Raw genomic sequence first — 19,225 nt, forward strand, 5'->3', positions numbered from 1 at the left:
GTCGGCCGGGCCTCGGACCCGGCTGCAGGCGCTGCGGGGCATCGCGATGAACGTTGCCACCTCGCTGCTCTCTCTGTTCGCGTTCGTGCTGCTCACCGCCGGTACGGCGGTTTTCGTCGCCGCCGAGTTCTCGTTGACCGCGCTGGAACGCAGCACCGTCGAGGCCAACGCACGCTCGGGCGACCGTCGCGACCAGTTGGTGCGCCGTGCCCACCGCACCCTCTCGACACAGCTCTCCGGTGCGCAGGTGGGAATCTCCATCACCACGCTGGCCACCGGTTTCCTGGCCGAACCCGTTGTCGCACGGCTGATCCACCCCGGGCTCGCCGCCATCGGTATCCCCGAGCGGTTCGTCGGCGGCCTGGCGCTCGCCCTGGCGATCCTGATCGCGACCTCGATCTCGATGGTGTTCGGTGAGCTGGTCCCGAAGAATCTCGCGGTGGCCCGCCCGGTGCCGACCGCACGCTGGTCGGCACCGCTGCAGCTGGCGTTCTCGTTCCTGGCCACGCCGCTGATCAAGCTGACCAACGGCACCGCGAACTGGATCCTGCGCCGGCTCGGCATCGAACCGGCCGAGGAACTTCGGTCCGCACGCTCACCGCAGGAGCTCGTCTCGCTGGTGCGGTCGTCGGCCGAGAGCGGAGCGCTGGATCCGGTGACCGCAGTGCTGGTGGACCGCTCTCTGCAGTTCGGGAACCGTTCCGCCGAGGAGCTGATGACACCGCGCTCCAAGATCGACACCCTCGACGCCGACGCCACCGTCGTCGACCTCAGCGAGGCCGCGGTCAGAACCGGCCACTCCCGGTTCCCCGTCATCCGCGGTGACCTCGACGAGACCATCGGCGTAGTGCACGTCAAGCAGGTGTTCGCCGTGCCCGCCGCGGCACGCGCAACCACCCGGCTGTCGGCGCTGGCGCAGCCCGTCACCAAGGTGCCGTCGACGCTGGACGGTGATGCGGTGATGTCGGAGGTGCGGGCCAACGGGTTGCAGACGGCGCTGGTGGTCGACGAGTACGGCGGCACCGCCGGGATGGTGACGGTCGAGGACCTGATCGAGGAGATCGTCGGTGACGTGCGCGACGAGCACGATGTCGAACCCCCCGACGTGGTGCAGGCGGGCCGCGGCTGGCAGGTGTCGGCGTTGCTGCGCATCGACGAGGTGGCCAAGGGCACGGCGTTCCGGGCGCCCGAGGGTGATTACGAGACCATCGGCGGGCTGGTGCTGGAGAAGCTCGGCCACATCCCCGAGGAGGGCGAGTCGGTCGAGCTGACCGCGTTCGACCCGGACGGAGCGCTGGAGGATCCGGTGCGGTGGCTTGCCACGGTGGTGAAGATGGACGGGCGCCGCATCGACCAGCTGCGCCTGACCGAACTCGGCCGCAAGGAGCCCGCCGATGGGTGACATCTTCGGTGTGCTGCTGACCTTCGTCCTGCTCGCGGCGAACGCGTTCTTCGTCGCCTCGGAGTTCTCACTGATCTCGGCCCGCCGCGATCGGTTGGAGGCGCTGGCCGAACAGGGCAAGCGCAGCGCGGTGACCGTCATCAGGGCCGGCGAGCATCTGTCGCTGATGCTCGCGGGCTCCCAACTCGGGATCACGATCTGCTCGATCCTGCTCGGGCGGGTCGCCGAACCCGCGGTGGCCCACCTGCTGGAGATGCCGTTCGCGCTGCTCGGCATTCCCGATCCCGTGCTGCACACGGTGTCGTTCCTGGTGGCGCTGACCATCGTGGTGACGCTGCACGTGCTGCTCGGCGAGATGGTGCCGAAGAACATCGCGATCGCCGGTCCCGAGTCCACCGCGATGCTGCTGATCCCGGTGTACCTGGTGTACATGCGCCTGGCCCGGCCGTTCATCGCGTTCTACAACTGGTGCGCCAACACGACCCTGCGCCTGTTCGGGGTCGAACCCAAAGACGAGCTCGACGTCACCGTCTCCACCGTCGAGTTGTCCGAGATGATCGCCGAGTCGCTGTCGGAGGGGCTGCTCGACCCGGAGGAGCACACCCGGCTCACCCGTGCGCTGCAGATCCGCAACCGGGCGGTCAACGACGTCGCGATACCGCTGCATGAGATCCGCGCCGTCCCGGTGGCCAGTGAGGGCGCGGGACCGACGGTCGCCGCGCTGGAGGAGGCACTCAAGGAGACCGGCTACTCGCGGTTCCCCGTCACCGACACCGACGGCGCCTTCATCGGCTACGTGCACATCAAGGATGTGCTGCCGCTGATCATGGCCGACGGGGAGGCGGACAGCACCGCGGTGATCGAGACGTCGATGGTGCGGCCACTGCCGAAGGTGCCGGCGTCGCTGCCGCTGCCCGACGCCCTGACCCGGCTCCGGCGCACCAACAGCCATCTCGCGCTGGTCACCGCCGCCGACGGCGCCGCGACCGCGATGGTGGCGCTGGAGGACCTGGTCGAGGACCTGGTGGGAACCGTCCGTGACAGCACGCACCGCATCTGACACCCGTCTGTCCCAGGCTGCCTGGATCCCATGCGCGGCCGCGCACGCCCGCCGCGCCGACGACATCCTGGCGCCTCACCTGCGGCGCCGCCGTACCGGGCAGGCCCATCCGGTCTACGACTTCCTGTTCACCTACTACAGCGTGCGTCCGCCGCGGCTGCGGATGTGGCATCCCGGGTTCGGGGTGGTCTTGGACGGACCCGAGGCCGACCGCTATCTCGGCAGAACCGGCTATGTGCGCCACGACGGCGGGGTGACCGTCGGACGCGACCATCTCCACCGCCGCAGCGGCACGGTGAGGTTCATCGCGGATCTGCTGGCGGCCACCGCGGCGCGGCCGCCCCGGTTCAACTGCTTCGGACTGCACGAATGGGCGATGGTCTACCGGGCCGCCGAGGTCCGCCACGACCGGGTCCCGCTGCGTCTTTCGGCAGCCGGCACCGACGCGGTGGTCGAGTCGATGCCGTTGCGCTGCAGCCACTTCGACGCGTACCGCTTCTTCACCGAACCCGCCGCGGGTCGCAACGCCCGGCACCTGACCCGCGACACGCAGATCGCCACCGAGCAGCCGGGCTGCGTGCATGCCGGCATGGATCTGTACAAGTGGGCGGTCAAATTGGGCCCGCTGATCGAATCGGGGCTGGTGCTCGACTGTCTCGAGCTGGCCCTCGACGCGCGGGTGCTCGACATGCGGGCCAGCCCCTATGATCTGCGCGCGTACGGCTTCGACCCGATCGAGGTCGAGACACCGGGCGGCAGAGGCGAATACGCGCGCGCACAGGAGGAGATCAGTACGCGGGCCGCACCACTGCGGTCCCGGCTGCTGGACCGCGCCCGGGTGCTGCAGGACCGTGCCACCGGGGCATAGGCCCTGTTACCGGTGGGTAAGCTGAACCGTCGACACCGACAGACACTGCCAACGGCGGGACGCAGGCCCGCGTCAAGCGAGGGAGGAATCATGACCGATCGCGTGACGGTGGGTAATTTGCGCGTCGCCCCCGTGCTGTACGACTTCATCAACAACGAGGCGCTGCCCGGAACCGGCATCGACCCGGACACCTTCTGGTCCGGCGTCGAGAAGGTGGTGGCGGATCTGACTCCGCGCAACCAGGAGCTGCTGGCCCGCCGTGACGATCTGCAGGCGCAGATCGACCGTTGGCACCGCGCCCGGGTGATCGGCGGATTCGAGCCCGAGGACTACAAGCAGTTCCTCACCGACATCGGTTACCTGGAGCCCGAGCCGGGCGACTTCGCCATCACCACCGCCGGCGTCGACGACGAGATCACCACCACTGCGGGTCCGCAGCTGGTGGTGCCGATCCTCAACGCCCGCTTCGCGCTGAACGCCGCCAATGCGCGTTGGGGTTCGTTGTACGACGCGCTGTACGGCACCGACGTGATCTCCGAGGAGGGCGGCGCCGAACCGGGTACGAGCTACAACCCGGTGCGCGGCGACAAGGTCATCGCCTACGCCCGCACGTTCCTCGACGGTGCGGCCCCGCTCGCGTCGGGCTCGTGGACCGACATCACCGGGCTCACGCTCGACGACGGTCACCTCGCCGCCACGCTGGACGACGGTGGGTCGGTCGCGCTCAAGGATCCCGCGCAGTTCGTCGGCTACCTCGGCGCGGCCGAGGCGCCGACCTCGGTGCTGCTGGCCAACCACGGCCTGCACATCGAGATCCTGATCGACGCCGATTCCCCGATCGGCTCGACCGACAAGGCCGGCATCAAGGACGTCGTGCTGGAGTCGGCGATCACCACGATCATGGACTTCGAAGACTCGGTCGCTGCGGTCGACGCCGACGACAAGGTGCTCGGCTACCGCAACTGGCTCGGCCTGAACCGCGGCGACCTCGCCGAGGAGGTCAGCAAGGGCGGCAAGACGTTCACCCGGGTGCTCAACCCGGACCGCACCTTCACCACCCCGGACGGGTCGGGTGAGCTCACCCTGCCGGGCCGCAGCCTGCTGTTCGTGCGCAACGTCGGCCACCTGATGACCAACGACGCGATCGTGTTCGACGCCGACGGGCAGGACGGCGCAGAGGTGCCCGAGGGGATCCAGGATGCGCTGTTCACCAGCCTCATCGGCATCCACGGCCTGCGCACCGGCGACAACAACGGCCCGCTGGCCAACAGCCGGACCGGTTCGGTCTACATCGTCAAACCCAAGATGCACGGCCCGGAAGAGGTGGCCTTCACCTGCGAGCTGTTCAGCCGCGTCGAGGATGTGCTCGGCCTGCCGCCCAACACCCTCAAGGTCGGCATCATGGACGAGGAGCGGCGCACCACGCTCAACCTCAAGGCCTGCATCAAGGCCGCCGCCGACCGGGTCGTGTTCATCAACACCGGCTTCCTGGACCGCACCGGCGACGAGATCCACACCTCGATGGACGCCGGGCCGATGATCCGCAAGGGCGCGATGAAGTCCACCGAGTGGATCACCGCCTACGAGAACCAGAACGTCGACATCGGCCTGGAGACCGGGTTCTCCGGCAAGGCCCAGATCGGCAAGGGCATGTGGGCGATGACCGACCTGATGGCCGACATGGTGGAGCAGAAGATCGGCCAGCCCAAGGCGGGCGCCACGACCGCGTGGGTGCCCTCACCGACGGCGGCCACCCTGCACGCCATGCACTACCACCAGGTGGACGTGTTCGCGGTGCAGCGCGAACTCGCCGGCGAGCGCCGCAGCACGGTCGACGAGCTGCTGACCATCCCGCTGGCCAAGGAACTGGCGTGGGAGTCCGACGAGATCCGCGAAGAGGTCGACAACAACTGCCAGTCGATCCTCGGGTATGTCGTGCGTTGGATCGACGCCGGTGTCGGCTGCTCCAAGGTGCCCGACATCCACGACGTCGCACTCATGGAGGACCGCGCCACACTGCGCATCTCCAGCCAGCTGCTGGCCAACTGGCTGCGCCACGGTGTGATCACCGCCGACGACGTCAAGGCCAGCCTGCGCCGGATGGCGGCCGTCGTCGACGAGCAGAACGCCAAGGACCCCGATTTCCGGCCCATGGCAACGGATCCCGACAACAACATCGCATTCCAGGCCGCCCAGGAACTGATCCTATCCGGCGCCGAGCAGCCCAACGGCTACACCGAACCGATCCTGCATCGCCGGCGCAGGGAGTACAAGGCAGCTAGTAACGTTGGCTGACGCAGGACAGCCCACCCCGACCGGTTACCGAACAAGGACGTGAGCAGCGTGTGCAGCGAAGGCTGGCATGGGCCGGCATAGCCTCCCCGATCCGGACGACTCGCGCGGCGGGTCCGAGCCTGACACCGCGGGTGAGGCGGCCTCGTCGAGCGGCGGTGCGCAGTACAGCGGTGACTGGCAGGGCGGCGAATGGACGGGCAGTCACCGTGCGGTGACGCCCGGCCGGCGCGGCGTCAGCATGGGTGTGATCGTCGCGCTGGTGGCGGTGGTCGTCGTGGTCGCCGCGGTCATCCTGTGGCGCTTCGTCGGCGATTCGCTGTCCGGTCGCTCCGATGAGGCGGCCGCCCGGTGCGTCGCGGGCGAGGTCGCGGTTGCGGTGGTCGCCGATCCGGCGATCGCCGAGCCGGTTGGGGCGCTCGCCGAGCGATACAACGAGACGGCCGACCCCGTCGGGGACCGGTGCGTCAAGATCGGCGTCAAGTCCGCCGACTCCGATCAGGTGGTCAACGGTTTCGCCGAACAGTGGCCGGCCGACCTGGGTGAGCGACCTGCGTTGTGGATCCCGGCCAGTTCGGTGTCGGCGGCCCTGCTGGAAGCCGCGACGGGCGCCGAGACCGTCAGCGACAGCCGCTCCCTGGTCACCTCCCCCGTCGTGCTCGCCGTCGCTCCTGCGCTCAAAGCCGCTCTCGGTCAACAGAACTGGGGAACCCTGCCAAGGCTGCAGACTGATCCGGCCGCACTGGACGGTCTCGGCCTGACCGGCTGGGGCGGGCTGCGGCTGGCCTTGCCGCTCGAGGCGGACAGCGACGCGTCCTACCTGGCCGCGGAGGCGATCGCCGCCGCCGCGGCGCCCTCGGGCGCCAGCGCAAGCGCGGGCCTGGGGGCGGTCAGCACCGTGATGTCCCGCGCGCCCGACTTGGCCGACCGCACCGCAGACACCGCGCTCGACGCCCTCGTCAACGCCCCGGATCCCGCCGCGGCGCCCGTGCACGCGGTGGCCACCACCGAACAGCGGGTGTTCCAACGCGGTGCGTCGCTCACCGACGCCAAGAACAAGCTGACCGCGTGGATCCCGCCGGGGCCGACCCCGACCGCCGACTTCCCGACCGTGCTGCTGGCCGGGGACTGGCTGTCCCAGGAGCAGGTCACCGCGGCCAGCGAGTTCGCGCGGTTCATGCGCAAACCCGAGCAGCTCACCGACCTGGCCAACGCCGGGTTCCGGGTCGAGGGCGCCGCCCCTCCGGCCAGCGATGTCGTTGACTTCGCGCCGGTGTCGGCGCCGCTGCAGGTCGGCGATGACGCGCTGCGCACCACGATCGCCGAGACGCTGACCACCCCGTTACAGAGCCCGACCGTCACGGTGATGCTGGACCAGTCGATGCCGACCGACGAGGGCGGCTCGCCGCGCCTGCGCAACGTCATCAACGCGCTCAAAGCCCGGCTGGCGGTGCTCCCGCCCGATTCGGCTGTGGGGCTGTGGACGTTCGACGGTGTACAGGGGCGCCCGGAGGTCGACCTCGGACCCCTGGCCGACCAGGTCGACGGAACCCCGCGTGCTGACGCGCTCACCGCAGCACTGGACGCGCAGAATCCTTCCGGAGGCGGAGCGGTGTCGTTCACCACCCTGCGGCTGGTCTACGCCGACGCATTGTCGAAATACCGGGAAGGGCAGAAGAACTCGGTCCTGGTCATCACCGCGGGCCCCCACACCGACCAATCGCTGGGTCCCGCGGGCCTGCAGGACTACATCCGGGGGGCGTTCAACCCGGATCGTCCGGTGGCGGTCAACATCATCGACTTCGGTGACGATGCCGACCGGCCCACCTGGGAGTCGGTCGCGCAGATCACCGGCGGCAGCTATCAGCTCCTCGGTTCGTCGGACTCCCCCGAACTCGCCGCCGCGATCTCGTCGATGATGTCCTGAACGCCCACGATCGGCAGCTTTGCTGCACTGCGGCGCGGCGGCCACCGGAAACGCGCGTGGCCGGAGGTCCCCGTGTGTCGGCCAGCAATCGGTACCATGGGACCTGCCTGACAGCGCGCCGAGGGCTTGCTTCGCTCACACGATTGCCCCTGGCTTGCTCCAATGGTATGACGACGTTACCCAATCGTCGCTCGCCGTTGCGATGATCAGGAGACCGTCGGCTAAGAGGAGGAATCTTCGGGCAATGCCGATCCAGCAGCGCACTCAGGTACGGAAAGGTCTGGTGTCGGAGGTTGCTCCAGCCTGGCGGGACCGCAAGCGGTACGTCTGGCTGCTCGGCCTGGTGATTCCGACGCTGGTGCCGATGTCCTGGGCCGCCGCGACACTGACCGGGTGGGGCGGGTTCTGGTGGTCCGGCCCGGCGTTGATGATGGTGGTGATACCGGCGCTCGATTTCCTGGTCGGGCCGGACTCCGACAATCCGCCCGACAGCGCGCTGACGCATCTGGAGAACGACCGCTTCTACCGCTGGGCCACCTATCTCTACCTGCCCGCCCAGTACCTGTCCCTGGCACTGGCCTGCTGGCTGTGGAACGCCGAAGCCGCCACGATGAGCCTGCCCGACAAGATCGGCCTGATGCTCACTGTCGGTGGCATCGGCGGCGTCGCCATCAACATCGCCCACGAACTCGGCCATCAGCGGGCGCGGTCGGAACGCTGGCTCAGCAAGGTGGCGCTGGCCCAGACCGGCTACGGGCACTTCTTCGTCGAGCACAACCGCGGCCACCACGCCCGCGTCGCCACCCCGGAGGATCCGGCCAGCTCGCGCCTCGGCGAGACCCTGTATGCGTTTCTGTTCCGGTCCATCCTGGGCAGCCTGCGCTCGGCGTGGTCGCTCGAGCGGCGCCGACTGGCCCGCCGCGGAAAGTCGGCGTGGAGCCTGCGCAACGACGCGCTGAACTCCTGGGCGATGACCGCGGCGCTGTTCGCGGTGCTGGTCGCCGTGTTCGGGGTGCAGGTCCTGCCGTGGCTGCTCGGCCAGGCGGTGATCGGGATCTGCCTGCTGGAGTCGATCAACTACCTGGAGCACTACGGACTGCGGCGGCAGCGCCGTCCCGACGGCAGCTACCAGCAGGTCCGCCCGGCGCACAGCTGGAACAGCAACTCGGTGATCTCCAACGTGTTCCTCTTCCATCTGCAGCGCCACTCCGACCATCACGCCAATCCGCATCGGCGGTATCAGGCGCTCTGCCACGCCGACGAGGCTCCCCAACTGCCGTCCGGCTACGCCACGATGGTGCTGCTGGCGCTCGTCCCGCCGTTGTGGCGGCGGGTGATGGACCGGCGGGTGGTCGCGCACTACGGCGGCGAGGTCCGGCTGGCGGCGCTGAGTCCGCGCAAGGAACGGGCGTTACTGCGGCGGTACGGCTGACTGCACCTCGCGGGTGCGTTTGAGCGCGACCGCGGCGGTGCGCATCGACAGCCCCGGTGACAGTCGCTCCAGATACCACAGCGCCTTCCACCATCGCGGCACCACGATGATGGCCTCGTTGCGCAGCACGGCGCGCAGGGCCTTGTCCGCGAACACATCGGCGTCGATCGGGCGCAGCGCCTCGCCGAGCTTGACGAGGTTCTCCCGGCTGACACTCGTGTTGCGGCCGTAGGCCCCGCCGGACAGGATCGGCGTCCGAACCACACCGGGGCACAGGACCGACACGCGCACGCCGTGCGTGGCGGCCTCCACCCGCATCGTCTTCGACAACGCCACGACGGCGTGCTTGGTCGCCGAGTAACCGGCCTGCGCGGAGGTGGTGACCAGCCCGGCCATTGACGCGGTGTTGATGATGTGGCCGCTGCCCTGCTTGATCATGATCGGATAGGCAGCCTGGACACCGTGGATCACGCCGCGCAGGTTCACGTCGATGATGTCGGTCCAGTCGTCGAGGGTGAGGGTGTCGACCTCGCCGCCGATGCCGATACCGGCGTTGTTGAACAGATAGTCGATGCGGCCGGCGGAGTCGACGGTGCTGCCGACCGCTGCGCCGAACGCCGCCGGGTCGCGCACGTCGAGTTCGACCGCGTGCACCGGCGCGCCGACTCCCTGCAGCTGTTGTGCGAGGCTCTGCGCGGCCTGGTACTGACGGTCTGCGATCCACACCTGCGCGCCGGCCCCGGCGAGCTTGGCGGTGAGCGCGGCACCGATCCCTGATGCGCCGCCGGTGATGAAGGCGACTTTCCCGGACAGTCGTGCTGCGTCTACGGATGCCACCCGGGAAGGATAGCGGCCGCGCCGGATCCGGCTCAGGCCTCGCCGCCGCTCCCGTGGCCGGAATCACTGCCCTTCGGCCCCGAATCGCTGTCATCCGCGGCGTCTCGGGCGGTGGCGGCGTCGTCGGACTCACCGGTCCCGGAGTCGGCCTCGGTGTCGGCGGCGGTGTCCTCGTCTACCGATACCGACGGGTCGGCGTCGTCGACGCCGGTCTCGTCGACGCCGGTCTCGTCGACGACGGTCTCGTCGACGCCGGCGTCCTCGTCCCGGTCGCCGGAGTCGCGCTCGGCGGTGTCGTCCTCGGTGGTGTCGCCGGCGCCGTTCACATGACCCACCGCGGTGACCTCGGCCGCGGTGTCGGTGACCTCGTCAGCGGCGTCGTCGGCCGTCCGGTCGCCGGTGGCCGCCGCGTCGACGGCGGCGCGTGCGGCCTGCTGCCCGCCCTGCGACTCGCGGCCCTCCAGCCAGGTGCGGTCGTAGGCCTGGTCGATGATCGCGCGCAGCGGCTCCTCCCAGCTCTCGACGAGCCAGCCGAGGCCGAAATCGCGGAAACCCTGCAGCAGCGGCAGATTCTTGGTCGGCACGTGGACGTAGGTGGTGTTGCCCTCGGTCCACACGATGTTGTCGGGATCGTCGAGATCGACCTCGTCGTAAGCCATGTGGACGTAATCGAAGGCCGCGATCGCGTTGGCGAGGGCCAGCAGGTTGAACGGGTTGGCCGGGAAGTCGGCGATCGGGTCGTATTCGCGGGCGATGTCGACCACGGCGTAGTCGGTGTCGGTGGGCGTGAGCAGCGCATCGCCGTACCACCAGCCGTTGAGCCCGCCGTACTTGCGCCCGCCGTTACCGATCAGGACGAACGACAGATCGTCCGGCGCCGGCGTCGCGGTACTGCCCTCGTGGTCGCGGCCGTGGTTCTTGAGCCACACCGAGGCCACCCTCGCGCCTCCGCTGAACGCGTAGACGATCTTGTCCTCGGGCGCCCCGGGGTCCGACGGCAGATTCTTGATCGCGAAATCGAGGGCTCGCACGTTTTCGGTGACCCCCAGCTCGATCGTCCCGAGCGGCAGGATCCACTGGTAGTTCACCGCAGTGCAGACCTTGGGTTCCTCGCAGAGAACGCCGCCGAGGTTGTCATCCATCGCCCACGGGGTCGGACCGTGATGCAGCACGGTGGCCGGACCGTCCGGGACGATCTGGGCTGCCGCGGCGATCGAACCACCGAATGCCAGCGGGAACGCAGCAAACGGCAGGGCAGCCGCGGTCATCGCAACCTTCGTCGCTCTATTCAAGAGAGTGCCTTCCTCGTGGACCATGGGTGAGCCGTGCTCCGGTGGCGCCCGCAGCAGCCGGCCGTCGCGACTGCCGATCTGCTTGACCCCCGTCAAACGAACAGCACTGTACCGGAGCCGGGCGCCGGGAGCGACCGCTGTAGCAAACTTGATCAAGTGCAGGGGCAGGCGGGTGTGGCATGCACGGCCATCGTCGCGCATCGCACGCATCCTGACCTGGTGCTTTAGCCGTCGCAAGCGGATGGCAGGCCTTGCGGCGGCATACCGGCCGATTCCAGGCGTACAGCTGCTGATCGCTTTGCCGCGGACGGGGTTGGCGCATCCGGTAGGCGAACCGCGGGTGGCGCGCCCGTTATCACAGCATGGACACGCCACCATCGCGGGGTTACGTCGCGGGCCGTCGGGTCTGCTCACTGTCGATCTTGTGCTGATCGGGTTGGTACAGACCAACTAATTTTTTTAGCGGGCCGGTGGCCAGCTACGAGCGGATTGCAAATATTGACGCACTATACAGCATCAATTCACGTCGATGTAATTTTGTCTGGTATCGGCCCAAGTAGGCACGTCTAGTACCTAAATCTGCATGTCAAGCCCCGGACTGGGCTCACGCAGGTGAGACGCGACCTTTCGCCGGTGGCGGTTAAATGAGATTCTCTACCATTGTAGAGAATGCATAGCAGCGAATAACAGCAATATAAAGCAATTTTGCTACATCTACGTCAATTAGAAATATGCAGATTTTGCTGCGCAAAGGTTGACGGAAGCGCAATATGCTTCTGTCGCGTCGGAGACGGCGGATCACGTCATCGCTACACATCGGGGAGATCACATGCGTAAAGGCTTTCGTAAGGCGGGAGTAGCAGCCGGCACCGCCTTTGCTTCGGTGGCGCTGGCGCTGTCCACCGCCGCGGCGGGCACGAGCAGCCCGTCAGGGCTTGTCGTCGGCGGTCTGGCAACACCGTCAATGCACGATCTCGTGATGGCTCAGATCCTCAAGGACGAGCTGCACGGGATGGAGCGGGTCAGCATCGGGTGGCCCGCGGAGGCGAAGCCCTATACGGGCAGCACCTACACCCTGGGTCAGTCGATCAACATCGGCATCACCAACCTGCAGGCGGCGATCGGCACCGCCGTCGGCAAGCTCGAACGGGACGCCGACGGCAACCTGCTGCCCAAGGAGCAGGTCAAGATCGTCGGTCTGTCCGCCGGCTCGCTGGTGGTGACCGAGGTGCTGCGGCAGCTGGCGCAGGATCCCAACGCGCCGCAGGCCGACGAGCTCACCTTCATCGTGGTCGCCGACTCCAGCCGGCAGAAGCTGATCAACAAGGCGCGCTACAACAGCCGGTACGACTACACCTACCAGCCGGCGCCGGATTCGCAGTACGAGGTCAAGGTGGTCACCGGGGAGTACGACGGCCTGGCCGACCTGCCGGACCGGTGGTGGAACTTCCTGGCGGTCGCCAACGCCATTGCCGGCGGCATCTTCGTGCACGTGCCGATGATGTTCGCCGACCTCAAGGACGAGTACATCACCAGCGTCGAGTACAACGACGCGGGCGGCAAGGTGACGAACTACCTGGTGCCGACCGCCAAGTTGCCGCTGGTTCAGCTGCTGCCGTTCCTCGCGCCGCGAGAGGCCGAGCTGAAGGCCAAGATCGACAAGGGCTACAGCCGCAACGACGTCGTGGACACCAGCGTGGCCCGCGTGGCATTCAACACGGCGCCGGTCACCGAGGACGACGTCGTCGACGCGACTCCCGCCGAGGAGGCCGAGGACGTCACCGAGGCCGCCGAGCCGGTGGAGGCGGTCGAGGGCAGCGATGGCGCCAAGGACACGACCGGTGTCAAGGACGACGTCGAGGACCTCGACGCCGTCGACGACGACACCGAGACGAGCACGGACGACGAGGCCGCGAAGGACGACGATGAGGCCGGGGAATCCGAGGACTCCGCGGACTCCGCAGACTCCTCGGACTCCGACTCGTCGGCGGATTCGTCGTCCGGTGATTCTGGGTCGTCTGACTCCGGCTCCTCGGAGTAGCCTCCCCGAAACTCGAGGCCGCCGACGTCTCGGACGCCCGCCCGGAGCCCCGGCACACGCCGGGGCTTCGTGGTGTGCCGAGGGCGACCGACAAGCGCTCTCGACGCCGGCGGCCTAAGATCCACTGGTCGGGGGCTTGATTTGCTGTGAGGTAGCGTTGATGGCCATGGATGCGCAATACGACGCGATCGTCGTAGGAGCTGGATTCGGCGGCATGGGCGCCGCGATCCAGCTCAGGAAAATGGGTTACGACAACATCCTGATCGTCGACCGTGAGGACGATCTGGGGGGAACATGGCACGTCAACCACTATCCGGGGCTGGCTGTCGACATCCCGTCGGCGACTTATTCGTACTGGTTCGAGCCCAATCCGAAGTGGTCCCGGCTCTACGCTCCCGGAAGTGAGCTCAAGGCCTACGCCGAGCATGTTGCCGACAAGTACGACGTGCGCCGGCACATGCGGTTCAACAGCGCCGTCGACGGCGCGCGCTGGGACGAGGACGCCAAGCAGTGGCAGGTGACGCTGTCGAACGGCGAGACGCTGACGTCGCGATTCCTGATCACCGCCACCGGTTACCTGTCGCAGCCCCGCACCCCCGACATCCCCGGTATCGAGGACTTCGCGGGCCGCATCGTGCACAGCATGGACTGGGATGACGACTACTCCCCCGCCGGTGAGCGCATCGGACTGATCGGTACCGGCGCCACCGCCGTCCAGCTGATCCCCGAGCTGTCCAAGTCAGCCGCCGAGCTCACCGTGTACCAACGCACGCCGATCCATGTGGTGCCCAAGTTCGACTTCCCGATCCCGCCGTTGGTGCGCCGGCTGTTCACCCGGATTCCGCTGCTGCAGCGCGCCTTCCGGTTCACCACCGACGCGAATCTGGAAGTGATGATGATCCTGTCGGTGCTGAACTACAAGTACTTCCGCCAGCTCAACGTCGGCGCCTCCTATCTCTCGCAGGCCCTGCGGTTCGTGTCGATCCGGGACAAGGAGCTACGCACCAAGCTGACGCCGGATTACGACTTCGGATGCAAGCGGCCGACGTACTCGAACTCCTACTACCGCACGTTGGCCAAGCCGCACGTGCACCTGCAGACCTCCGGAATCGAGCGGGTGGAATCCGACGGCATCGTGGCCTGTGACGGCACCAAGAACGAGATCGACACCTTGGTGCTCTGTACCGGGTTCGATATCTGGGAGGCGAACATCCCGGCGATCGAGGTGATCGGCCGTGATGCCCGCAATCTCGGAAAATGGTGGCGCGACAACGGCTTCAAGACCTACCAGGGCGTCACGGTACCGGCCTTTCCGAACTTCCTGAGCCTGGCCGGACCCTACGCCACCAGCGGGTTGTCCTACTTCAACACCATGGAATACCAGATGCGCCACATGGATCGGCTCTTCGGTGAGCTGAAGCGGCGCGACGCGACGACGTTCGAGGTGACCGAGGACGCCACCACCCGGTTCAGCGAGCGGATGTCGAAGCTGTTGGGCAAGACGGTGTTCCGGCGGGGCGACTGCTCACGCTCGCGCTCCTACTACTTCAGCCCGAGTGGGGAGACGCTGGTTCGTCCCGCGTCGACCAACCAGACCAACCGCGAGAACGACAACTTCCCGTTCACCGACTACACCTTCGCCTGAACGCGCTGCTCAGAGGTGGTTCGGCCGGTGCACTCACAGCGATGTGACAGCATGGACACATGCAGGTGAGGCGCGTTCTCGGCAGTGTCGGTGCGGCAGTCGCGGTTTCGGCCGGGTTATGGCAGACCGGGGTCGCGGCGCCGACCGCGGCGGCGGACCCGTGTCCGGACATCGAGGTGATCTTCGCACGAGGAACCGGCGCCGAGCCCGGTCTCGGCTGGGTCGGCGACGCCTTCGTCAATGCGTTGCGGCCCAAGGTCGGCGGCAAGTCGGTGGGCGCATATGCGGTGAACTATCCGGCCGGTTTCGACTTCGATGAATCGGCGCCGCTCGGGGCAGCAGACGCGTCCGGCCGGGTGCAGTGGATGGCCGCCAACTGCCCCGATACCAAGCTGGTGCTGGGCGGCATGTCGCAGGGCGCCGGCGTCATCGATTTGATCACCGTCGACCCGCGGCCGCTGGGCCGGTTCACCCCCACGCCGATGCCGCCGCACGTCGCCGACCATGTCGCCGCCGTGGCCGTCTTCGGAAATCCGTTGCGCGACATCCGAGGTGGCGGTCCGTTGCCCGCCATGAGCGGCGCCTACGGGCCGAAGTCGATCGACCTGTGCAGCCTTGACGATCCATTCTGCTCGCGTGGATTCAACCTGCCGGCGCACTTCTCCTATGTCGATAACGGCATGGTCGAGGAGGCGGCGAACTTCGTCGCAGACCGGGTACGGTAGCGCGCACCGTTCCGGTAGCCAGCAAACGAAATTCACGTTTGCCGAAGGCGATGAGCGGTTACTCCTCGGTGACTGAACGGCCCAGGACACGATTCCCTGTGACGGTGCCACCAAATGCAGGTGATCATGACGCGGCACGCGTACGCTCAAGCCAATCAGCAAACGAATGGGATATGAGTGCTGGGGGGAGCGCCAATGACGACAAGTGGAGGGAACGGAACGGCTTGCGGAGGCGACGGGGACCGCGGGGGGCGGCGTCGGGCCAGATGGCTCGCGGCGGCCGCCGCCGCGGCGGCACCTGTTGTGGTACTCCACGCCGTCGGGTCGGCTCCGCAGGCCGCGGCTGAGTTCTCCTACCTGCCCGAGCAGGCGCGGGTGCTGACGCTGAGCCTGTTGCCCGGAGGCAATGACGATGACCTGCACGGCGAGGTCTGCGCCGCGCAGCGCTCCTGTTCGCCGGTGCCGTACCCGTACCTGCTCCGGTCACAGGGGGTGGATCGACTCGACACCGCGCTGCGCCAGCCGATGCCGGATCCCGGGCAATCGCGCCAGATCGTCTTCGGATACAGCCAGGGCGCCCGCGTGGCGGCGAACTGGATCGCTGAGTATGGCGGCACCGAGGGCGCGCCGAGCCCGGAGAATCTCAGCTTCGTGCTGATCGGCAATCCCGGCCGCAAACACGGTGGTGCGCACGTCGACTGGGGCCAGGTGGTCCCCGACAGCGAGTACGAGGTGCTCGACGTCGCGCGCCAGTACGATCTGGCGGCCGATTTCCCGGACAAGCTGAACTTGCTCGCATTGGCCAACGCGTTCGCCGGCTTTACGTTCGTTCACCCTAACTACGAGGAGGTCGACCTCTACGACCCGGCGAATTACGTTTGGCGCGAAGGCAGGACGACATACGTCTTCATCCCGACCGAGAATCTTCCCTTGCTCGAGCCGCTGCGCTGGATCGGTTTGATCAAGCTGGCCGACGCGCTCAACGGTCCGCTCAAGGAGATCGTCGAGTCCGCCTACGACCGGTCCTATCTGCCTGCGCAGCCGGGAATGCCCACCGAACCCGAGCCAGAACCTGAACCTGAACCTGAACCAGAGGATCCGCCGGCCGAGCCCGGCCCTGAAGAGCCGCCGGCGGAACCGGCCCCCGAGGGCGGCGCCGACACGGTCGATGCGGCCCGCACCGCACCGACGGCGCAGTTCGTGTCGACCGACGAGGACCGGGACGACCTCGGTCGGTCGGACGACCTGGGCGACGATGAACCGGCGGTGGAGGACGAAGAGATCGACGACACCGAGGCCGACGACACCGAAATCGCCGAAACTGAAATCGCCGAAACCGAAAACGACGACGCCGCCCCCGAGACGGACGACTCCTCGGCGGCGACGGCGGACGACAAGGATTCGGACGGGCAGAAGTCCGGCGGTGAGGACTCGGGCGGCAGCGAGTAGTCACCGATTGCCTGCCGTCCCGGTGGATGTGCTTGGCTGGCGGTATGGATGTCAGCGGGCTCACCTCGATCGAACAGACCGCGTTGCTCACCGAGTACTGCCGGGCAACCGACAGCAGAGCCGTCCATCCAATCCTCGGTGACCACCGGGCCGCGGCCACCGTGGCTCAGATCGACTATGACTTCACCACGCTGGCCGCCACACCGAGTGTGGTGCCGTTGGTGGCGTTGCGAGCCAAGATGCTCGACGAGCGCATCCGCGGCTTCATCGCCGAACATCCCGACGCCGTCGTCGTCGACCTGGGCGCCGGATTCAACAGCGCCGTGCTGCGCATCGATCCCCCGTCCGGCGTGGACTGGTACAGCGTCGACCTGCCCGCCGTGATCGCCACCCGTCAGGCACTGCTTCCCACTCACGACCATCCGGTGCCGGCGTCCCTGCTCGAACCGGGCTGGACCGACGCGATTCCCGCCGACCGGCCGACGATGGTGTTCGCCGACGGTCTGGTCGCGTTCCTCGACGAGTCGGACGTCATCGCGATACTGCGCCGCGTCACCGGCCATTTCGCTTCCGGCGTCATCGCTTTCAACGACTACGGGCCGGTCAGCAGGCTCAACCGGCTGGTCGGCAGGGTGGCCACCGCACGCAAGACGAACTCACCGCACGACCAGTGGAATTTCGCGGGCTTCAAGGACGCTCGGCGGCCCGAGAGCTGGAACCCCGACCTCGCCCTGCTGGAGGAAGCCAGCGTCATGCAGCGGCCCGAGGCGGCGCTGTTTCCGGGTGGCCTGCGGCTGGCGGGCCGGCTGTCGCACCGGGTGCCGGCGATCGCGCGCAAGGCGCGGATCCTGCAGTATCGCTTCTAGCTGCTCTCGGCGACCGACACGGAGTCCGCGTTGCGGGGCGCGGAGTTCTTGCGACGGTGCACGACCACGCGGCCGTTGCGCGCCGGTGTGACGGTGACACCGCGGCTGTGCGGCTTCTCGTCGGGTTCGGTGGTCGGCTCGATTGTGAACTCACGCAGCATCGCGCGCAGCGTCACTTCCATCTCCATGGTCGCGAAGGACGCCCCGATGCAGCGCATCATGCCGCCGCCGAACGGGATCCACGCGAACGGGTTCGGCGCCTTTCCGAGAAACCGGTCGGGGTCGAACTTCTCGGCATCGGGGAAGCTCGACTCGGCAGCCATCGCCAGCTGGGTACTCGCCAGAATCGTGTCCCCTTCGGGGATCACCCACTCCCCCAACTGGATCCGCGTCCGAGCCCGGCGCAGCGCGGCCGTCAGCACGGGACGGGTGCGCTGGGATTCGGCGATCGTCGCGAGCAACAGCTCGTTGCCGCCGGCGTCCACCTCCTCGGTAAGCCGCGCCAGCAGCTCCGGGTGGCGGCGGATCCGCTCGATGGTCCAGGCCAGTTGCGTGGAGGTGGTCTCGTGCCCGGCGACCAGCATGGTGAGCAGCTCGTCGAGGATGTAGGAGTCCGGCATCGGTGAGCCGTCGTCGTAGCGGGCCTGCAGCAGCAGCGACAGCACGTCGTTGCGCTCGGTGAAGTTCGGGTCGGCACGCGCGTCGTCGAGCAGCGAGTTCAGCAGCTCGTCCATCCGCTTGCGGTAACCGGCGAACTTGCCGCCCGGGCTCCACGGACCGAAGTCGCGCCGCACGATGGACGGCATCAGCGCGATCTTGGAACCGAACTCGACGGCCTTGGGCATCAGCACGCGCAGTTCGTCGAGCTGCTCGCCCTCCGCGCCGAACACGGCGCGCAGAATGGTGTTGAGCGTGATGCGCATCATCGGCTCGAGCGTCTCGAACTCCACGCCCTCGGGCCACGTCCGGATCTCGCGGACGGCCTCTTCCTCGGTGATGCTCGCGTAGCCGCGCATGCTCTTGCCGTTGAACGGCGGGAGCAGCAGTTTGCGCCGCGCCTGCAGCTCATCGCCTTCGAGGTTGAAGATCGAACCGGGCCCCAGCACGTCGCCGCCCAGGTTGTTCTGCGGCCGGCCCACCAGGTCGCGGTGGGTGCTGAACAGGTCCTTGACCAGCACCGGGTCGCTGATGACCACCGTCTCGCCGAAGACCGGGATGTTCAGCGTGAAGGTCGGGCCGTACTTGCGGCCCAGCGCCGCGATCGCACCGTAGCGCTGGGTCAGCACGGCCGCGCCCTGGATCAGCTTGGGAATCCGCGGACCCGGCGGGAGCCGCACTGGATCGGTGGTGGCCGTCGCCATTCCGTCACCCCTTACCTCTGGTGAGCTA

General features: G+C 67.8%; 14 protein-coding genes. 11 read left to right on the plus strand and 3 right to left on the minus strand.

All coding sequences use genetic code 11. The annotated features are described in order from the left end of the window. The first annotated feature begins 46 nt into the window (after nt 1-46). The 6 genes from ACTWP6_RS07750 to ACTWP6_RS07775 all read left to right on the plus strand — a co-directional run bounded on the left by ACTWP6_RS07750 (nt 47) and on the right by ACTWP6_RS07775 (nt 8,981). Complete coding sequence (locus ACTWP6_RS07750) at nt 47-1,402, plus strand: hemolysin family protein (RefSeq protein ID WP_443187290.1); 1,356 nt, start codon at nt 47-49, stop codon at nt 1,400-1,402. Beyond that, nucleotides 1,395-2,462 carry a hemolysin family protein gene (locus ACTWP6_RS07755; RefSeq protein WP_260752702.1) on the plus strand — a complete coding sequence of 356 codons (1,068 nt, stop codon included), beginning with the start codon at nt 1,395-1,397 and terminating at the stop codon, nt 2,460-2,462. Before ACTWP6_RS07750 ends, ACTWP6_RS07755 begins: the two co-directional genes overlap by 8 nt. Further along, nucleotides 2,440-3,330, plus strand: coding sequence for a 3-methyladenine DNA glycosylase (locus tag ACTWP6_RS07760; RefSeq protein ID WP_443187291.1), 891 nt, complete (start codon nt 2,440-2,442; stop codon nt 3,328-3,330). Before ACTWP6_RS07755 ends, ACTWP6_RS07760 begins: the two co-directional genes overlap by 23 nt. Before the next feature lie 90 nt (nt 3,331-3,420). Next, complete coding sequence (locus ACTWP6_RS07765) at nt 3,421-5,625, plus strand: malate synthase G (protein WP_443187292.1); 2,205 nt, start codon at nt 3,421-3,423, stop codon at nt 5,623-5,625. A 67-nt stretch (nt 5,626-5,692) separates the two neighbouring features. Further along, the gene (locus tag ACTWP6_RS07770) at nt 5,693-7,549 is read left to right on the plus strand and encodes a hypothetical protein (RefSeq protein ID WP_443187293.1); all 1,857 of its coding nucleotides are present in this window, start codon (nt 5,693-5,695) and stop codon (nt 7,547-7,549) included. A 244-nt stretch (nt 7,550-7,793) separates the two neighbouring features. Next, nucleotides 7,794-8,981 carry an alkane 1-monooxygenase gene (locus ACTWP6_RS07775; protein ID WP_443187294.1) on the plus strand — a complete coding sequence of 396 codons (1,188 nt, stop codon included), beginning with the start codon at nt 7,794-7,796 and terminating at the stop codon, nt 8,979-8,981. On the opposite strand, the gene ACTWP6_RS07780 is transcribed toward ACTWP6_RS07775, so the two are convergent. Further along, nucleotides 8,961-9,818 carry an SDR family NAD(P)-dependent oxidoreductase gene (locus ACTWP6_RS07780; protein WP_443187295.1) on the minus strand — a complete coding sequence of 286 codons (858 nt, stop codon included), beginning with the start codon at nt 9,816-9,818 and terminating at the stop codon, nt 8,961-8,963. The two genes, ACTWP6_RS07775 and ACTWP6_RS07780, sit on opposite strands and share 21 nt — an antisense overlap. 32 nt (nt 9,819-9,850) lie before the next feature. Further along, a complete protein-coding gene (locus ACTWP6_RS07785) occupies nt 9,851-11,086 on the minus strand; it encodes a PE-PPE domain-containing protein (RefSeq protein ID WP_443187296.1) in 1,236 nt (411 codons plus the stop codon). An 853-nt stretch (nt 11,087-11,939) separates the two neighbouring features. Between ACTWP6_RS07785 and ACTWP6_RS07790 the strand changes: the two genes are divergently transcribed. From ACTWP6_RS07790 to ACTWP6_RS07810, 5 genes are all read left to right on the plus strand, one after another. Then, on the plus strand, nt 11,940-13,151 hold the full coding sequence (locus ACTWP6_RS07790; protein ID WP_443187297.1) for a PE-PPE domain-containing protein: 1,212 nt from the start codon (nt 11,940-11,942) through the stop codon (nt 13,149-13,151). 166 nt (nt 13,152-13,317) lie between these two features. Continuing rightward, entirely contained in the window at nt 13,318-14,796 is a 1,479-nt protein-coding gene (locus tag ACTWP6_RS07795) for a flavin-containing monooxygenase (protein WP_443187298.1), read from the plus strand. 59 nt (nt 14,797-14,855) lie between these two features. After that, nucleotides 14,856-15,521 (plus strand): cutinase family protein, encoded by a 666-nt coding sequence (locus ACTWP6_RS07800; protein ID WP_260752693.1) that lies wholly within the window; start codon nt 14,856-14,858, stop codon nt 15,519-15,521. 195 nt (nt 15,522-15,716) lie between these two features. Next, entirely contained in the window at nt 15,717-16,970 is a 1,254-nt protein-coding gene (locus ACTWP6_RS07805; RefSeq protein ID WP_260752692.1) for a PE-PPE domain-containing protein, read from the plus strand. Nucleotides 16,971-17,014: 44 nt separating this feature from the next. Next, nucleotides 17,015-17,836 carry a class I SAM-dependent methyltransferase gene (locus ACTWP6_RS07810; RefSeq protein ID WP_260752691.1) on the plus strand — a complete coding sequence of 274 codons (822 nt, stop codon included), beginning with the start codon at nt 17,015-17,017 and terminating at the stop codon, nt 17,834-17,836. Here ACTWP6_RS07810 and ACTWP6_RS07815 read toward each other — a convergent pair. Further along, nucleotides 17,833-19,197, minus strand: coding sequence for a cytochrome P450 (locus ACTWP6_RS07815; protein ID WP_260752690.1), 1,365 nt, complete (start codon nt 19,195-19,197; stop codon nt 17,833-17,835). The genes ACTWP6_RS07810 and ACTWP6_RS07815 overlap by 4 nt on opposite strands. Nucleotides 19,198-19,225 lie beyond the last annotated feature (28 nt).

This window comes from Mycobacterium sp. 4D054 (genome assembly GCF_052245755.1).
Classification (GTDB): Bacteria; Actinomycetota; Actinomycetes; order Mycobacteriales; family Mycobacteriaceae; genus Mycobacterium.